The sequence below is a fragment of the Skermanella sp. genome, assembly GCF_059503625.1.
Genome location: NZ_JCACHA010000131.1, coordinates 1 through 3,751, shown reverse-complemented (window position 1 = coordinate 3,751; position 3,751 = coordinate 1). Strand labels below are relative to the sequence as shown.

Below are 3,751 nucleotides of genomic sequence, written 5' to 3'. Positions count from 1 at the left end.
ACCTCATCTTTACCGATTTCATAAGTCGCCTCGATAAATTCCATAACTTCATCTTGCCGATCGGCTAGTGCAACGGCCAATGCTTGCCGCTTTGCTTCTTCCCTGAAACCGGGTGCATGCACATCGATAACCAAGTTCGGGTCGATCACCGCGTTTACTCCTGTACTATATATCAGCCTTACGGCTTCACCAAGTCCGGGTCCAGGGTCATCGACATGATGCTGTCGGCCAGCAGTTTACCTAAGCAGTTGTGGACGAAGGTGAAGCTGCGCTGCTTGGCTTCCGGCGTTTCGGTGTTGAAGTCGACCTGACCGTCCTCGACCCAGTGGCGCATGATGCCGTAGCGGGGGAAGTGGAAGACGTCGTGGTTCTGGGTGACCCAGTCGATGTAATCGACATAGGGCTGAAAATTGATGAGCTGGGTGGTTTGCAGGCTGTACTGCATGTCCATGACGATGATGTCGGAGCCCATGTCGTGGGCAAAGCCGATGCCGTCCGACAGTGCCTCCCCAAAGCTTTCGACATCGAGATTGCGCATGGCGTCGACCGTGCCGACCTGCCAGATCACGAGGGCGGGCCGCTCCTGAGCCAGGGAGGACTTCAACTCCAGGACCATCTCCGCCGCCGATTCGTCGGGCAGGTTTAGGACCGCTACCCGAACCTCACGGCCGGGCATCCTGCGCTTCAGTTCCGCTTCCAGCCGGGCTGGATAGGTCATGGGAGCGCGGGAAGCCTGGGGTTTGGCGGTCCTGACCACGAGCACCGTCAGCGCACCGCCGTCATGAAGCGCCGCGCGGACATTGGGCAGAACGGCATCGACGGTCAGGACGGTATCGGGGATGGCGCAGCTTTCCGGGGCCGGCTCCTGAGCCATGGCTGCCGCAAAACTACCCGACACGACGCAAAGAACGGCAAGAAGGCGATGCAAGCTCCGACGGATCATGCTCCGGAATCCTTCGCTGCCGCTACGTTCCGCCGGGGCTGCCGTTCGGCCTTCTGATACCAGGTCAAGATCCGTGCGGCCATCACCATCGCCCCAATCCCCAGAACGGTCGTCGCAAGCTGTGCCGGCAGCGAGTCGTTGAATTGCACGAGGATAGTCTGCCCGGTGAACGATAAGATAATGCCAAGACAGAACACCTGGAGGGACTGCCGTCCGCAGGCGACGATCGGCCGGGCGATCCACCCGCGCAACCAGCCGGCTTCCTGTCCGACATAGCAAAGGACGACGTAAGCGAGGGCGGCGAAATGCAGCAGACGCAGCGGGTCGAGGTCCGTCTTGCTGATCGGGTACAGAAATTCACCCAACATGGTCGGCATCAGGGCGCCGAGCCACGCGATTCGCCACGATAGCGCCAGAACGAGCGACACCAGCAGATACAGGATCGATGCCGCCAGCAGGACCCGTGACGACGGCAGCCCTCCCCCCGCCTGCCGGTAACGCTGGACCGCTCCGCCGAGCACGAAGAGGAACTGCCATGCGAAGGGGTTGAAGTACCACACGCCTCCTTCCGGATAGGTCGGCAGATTCCATTGAAAACCGCGTGCGGCCAAGTAAAGCACGGCCGAACCGGCAAGCACCAGCCTGGGACGGGAGACCAGCCCCGGCAGCGCCAGCGGAAAAGCCAGCAGGAGCACGATGTAGAGCGGCAGCACGTCCAGGTTGGCTGGCCTGAACATCAGGATCAGGGCGTGGACCAGCGCCAGGGTCGGGTCTTCGAAATAGCTGGCGATGCCCATCTCTTCGCGGAACAGCGGGTTGTCGAACACCCGAGCCGTATAGGCAACCTGAGCGGTGAACGCGAAGAACAGGAACATGTAGGTGACGTAGAGCGTCCAGCAGCGGTGCAGAACCTTGGCGGCCGCGAACGCGAAGCCCCGCTCCTCGAAGACGCGGGAATAGACCAGCGTCGCGGTGTAACCGGAGATGAAGACGAAGATCTCGGTGGCGTCGCTCAGGCCGTAGTTCCGCAGCGTCGCCCAGGCGAATTGATTCGCCGGGATGTGGTCCACGAAGATGAACCACAGCGCCAGCCCCCGGAAGAAATCCAGGCGGAGATCGCGGTCGCCGCTGCTTTTCACTTGGCCTGCCATCGCCCAGACTTACAGTGGATCAACGGGTTAAGGCAAGATACGCCCAAAGCGGAAAGGGCGGGCATCCCGGAAGATGCCCACCCCTTCCGCCGTCCGGTTTGATCGGTTACAGAAGCTTGCCGATCAGGATGCCGGCCGCCAACGCTACGACCACGCTGGACAGCGGGTTCTTCTCGATCCGGTGGCTGACGTTCTCGACGCCTTCCTGGGTGTGGCGGCGGATATCGCGGTAGCTCTCGTCGGCGATGTTCCTGACCTGCCGACGTCCGTCATCGACGGCACTGGAGACCGAGTTGCCTGCCTCGCGGGCGCTCTGGCCGAACTGTTCGGCGAAATGGTCGAAGCGCTCGGTCAAGGCTGCGATCGCTTCGTCCGTCGAGAGATCGTGTCCGCGCCCGCGCGCGTGGGAATAAGCCATGGTGGCCGCTCCTTTCGTCTGATCAGCTTTTCCAGCTATTAAGGAAGGATGATGACTGACCACCCGGGCTGGTTGCGTCATGAACTTTATTTTAGGACTTTTGTTCAGGCCCGTGCTGCGGTGCCGGCGCCGCCGAAGCCAAGGAACTTCTCCAGCTTCACAGCATAGGCGCCGCTGCCGAGAAGGGCCTGGACCAGCAGCATGACCGTCCAGAAAGCGGGGAATTCCCAGCCGCCGCCCGTCTTGGCGAACATCCAGCCGTTGCCGGCGTGCTGCAACGTGGCGCCGATCATGATCGGCAGAAGGGCCAGGGCGATGACGCGGGTCCAGGCGCCGAGGATCAGGGCCAGACCGCCGCCGACCTCGCCGAGGATGACGAGATAGGCCAGAAAGCCGGGATAGCCGATGGTCTCGAAATACTGCACCGTGCCGGGGATCGTGAAGGTGAAGATCTTCATGCCGCCATGGGCGAGAAACAACACGCCGAGGCTGACGCGCAGCAGCAGGGCGGCGTAGTCGGCGTTCGAGTTCGATGTGCGAGAGTCGATCATGACAGGTCCGTCCGTTCCGATGTGATGGAAGGGCCGGATTATCCGGCCTCTTGATGATGCGACTATCAATTAAAAACACCGTTCCGTTAATTCGCCAAGTTATGCATATATAAGTGCGCCTTAGTATATAATAGGGGAAGTTCCATGGACCGGATCACCGCGCTGGCCGCTTTCGTGCGGACCGTGGAACTGGGCAGCCAGGCTGCCGCGTCGGACGATCTGGGCATCTCCCGCGCGATGATCGGCCGCCACATCCAGCAGCTAGAGGACCGCTTGGGCGTCCGCCTGCTCAACCGCACCACCCGCAAGCAGAGCCTGACCGAGGCCGGTCTGGCATTCTTCGAGAAGTGCTCCGCCATCCTGGAGCAATTGACCGAAGCCGAGAGGGCCGCGACCGAACTTCAGGCGGAGCCGCGCGGCACCCTGCGGGTCAACGGCCCAATGAGCTTCGGCAACCGGCATCTGGCGACGGCGCTGGCCGCCTATTGCGAACGCCACCCGCAGGTCAAGATCGACCTGGTGCTGAACGATCGTCAGGTCGATCTGGTGGAGGAAGGCTACGATGTCGCCATCAGGATCGCACGGCTGACCGACAGCAGCCTGATCGCGCGCCGGCTGGCACCCATCCGGATCGCGCTTTGCGCATCGCCGGACTATCTCCGGCGCCATGGCATCCCCAAGGTCCCCA

The 3,751-nt window shown here is 61.9% G+C and carries 6 protein-coding genes; 1 reads left to right on the top strand and 5 read right to left on the bottom strand.

Features of this window, described 5'->3' with window-relative positions:
- From AC5JJ6_RS03550 to AC5JJ6_RS03530, 5 genes are all read right to left on the bottom strand, one after another.
- The coding region (locus AC5JJ6_RS03550; protein ID WP_496040724.1) for an antitoxin MazE-like protein at positions 1 to 122 on the bottom strand (122 nt) is incomplete at its 3' end.
- A 56-nt stretch (positions 123 to 178) separates the two neighbouring features.
- A complete protein-coding gene (locus tag AC5JJ6_RS03545; RefSeq protein ID WP_496040723.1) occupies positions 179 to 874 on the bottom strand; it encodes an SGNH/GDSL hydrolase family protein in 696 nt (231 codons plus the stop codon).
- Between the two features lie 65 nt (positions 875 to 939).
- Entirely contained in the window at positions 940 to 2,082 is a 1,143-nt protein-coding gene (locus tag AC5JJ6_RS03540; RefSeq protein WP_496040722.1) for an OpgC family protein, read from the bottom strand.
- Between the two features lie 118 nt (positions 2,083 to 2,200).
- Positions 2,201 to 2,512 (bottom strand): hypothetical protein, encoded by a 312-nt coding sequence (locus tag AC5JJ6_RS03535; protein ID WP_496040721.1) that lies wholly within the window; start codon positions 2,510 to 2,512, stop codon positions 2,201 to 2,203.
- A 104-nt stretch (positions 2,513 to 2,616) separates the two neighbouring features.
- Entirely contained in the window at positions 2,617 to 3,063 is a 447-nt protein-coding gene (locus AC5JJ6_RS03530) for a DoxX family protein (protein ID WP_496040720.1), read from the bottom strand.
- A gap of 144 nt (positions 3,064 to 3,207) precedes the next feature.
- Here AC5JJ6_RS03530 and AC5JJ6_RS03525 point away from each other — a divergent pair.
- The coding region (locus AC5JJ6_RS03525) for a LysR family transcriptional regulator (RefSeq protein ID WP_496040719.1) at positions 3,208 to 3,751 on the top strand (544 nt) is incomplete at its 3' end.

What these genes read in the sequence shown, in the direction of transcription:
- AC5JJ6_RS03545 (WP_496040723.1), bottom strand. Translation starts at nt 874, where the DNA reads ATGGCTCAGGAGCCGGCCCCGGAAAGCTGCGCCATCCCCGATACCGTC.
- AC5JJ6_RS03535 (WP_496040721.1), bottom strand. Translation starts at nt 2,512, where the DNA reads ATGGCTTATTCCCACGCGCGCGGGCGCGGACACGATCTCTCGACGGAC.
- AC5JJ6_RS03530 (WP_496040720.1), bottom strand. Translation starts at nt 3,063, where the DNA reads ATGATCGACTCTCGCACATCGAACTCGAACGCCGACTACGCCGCCCTG.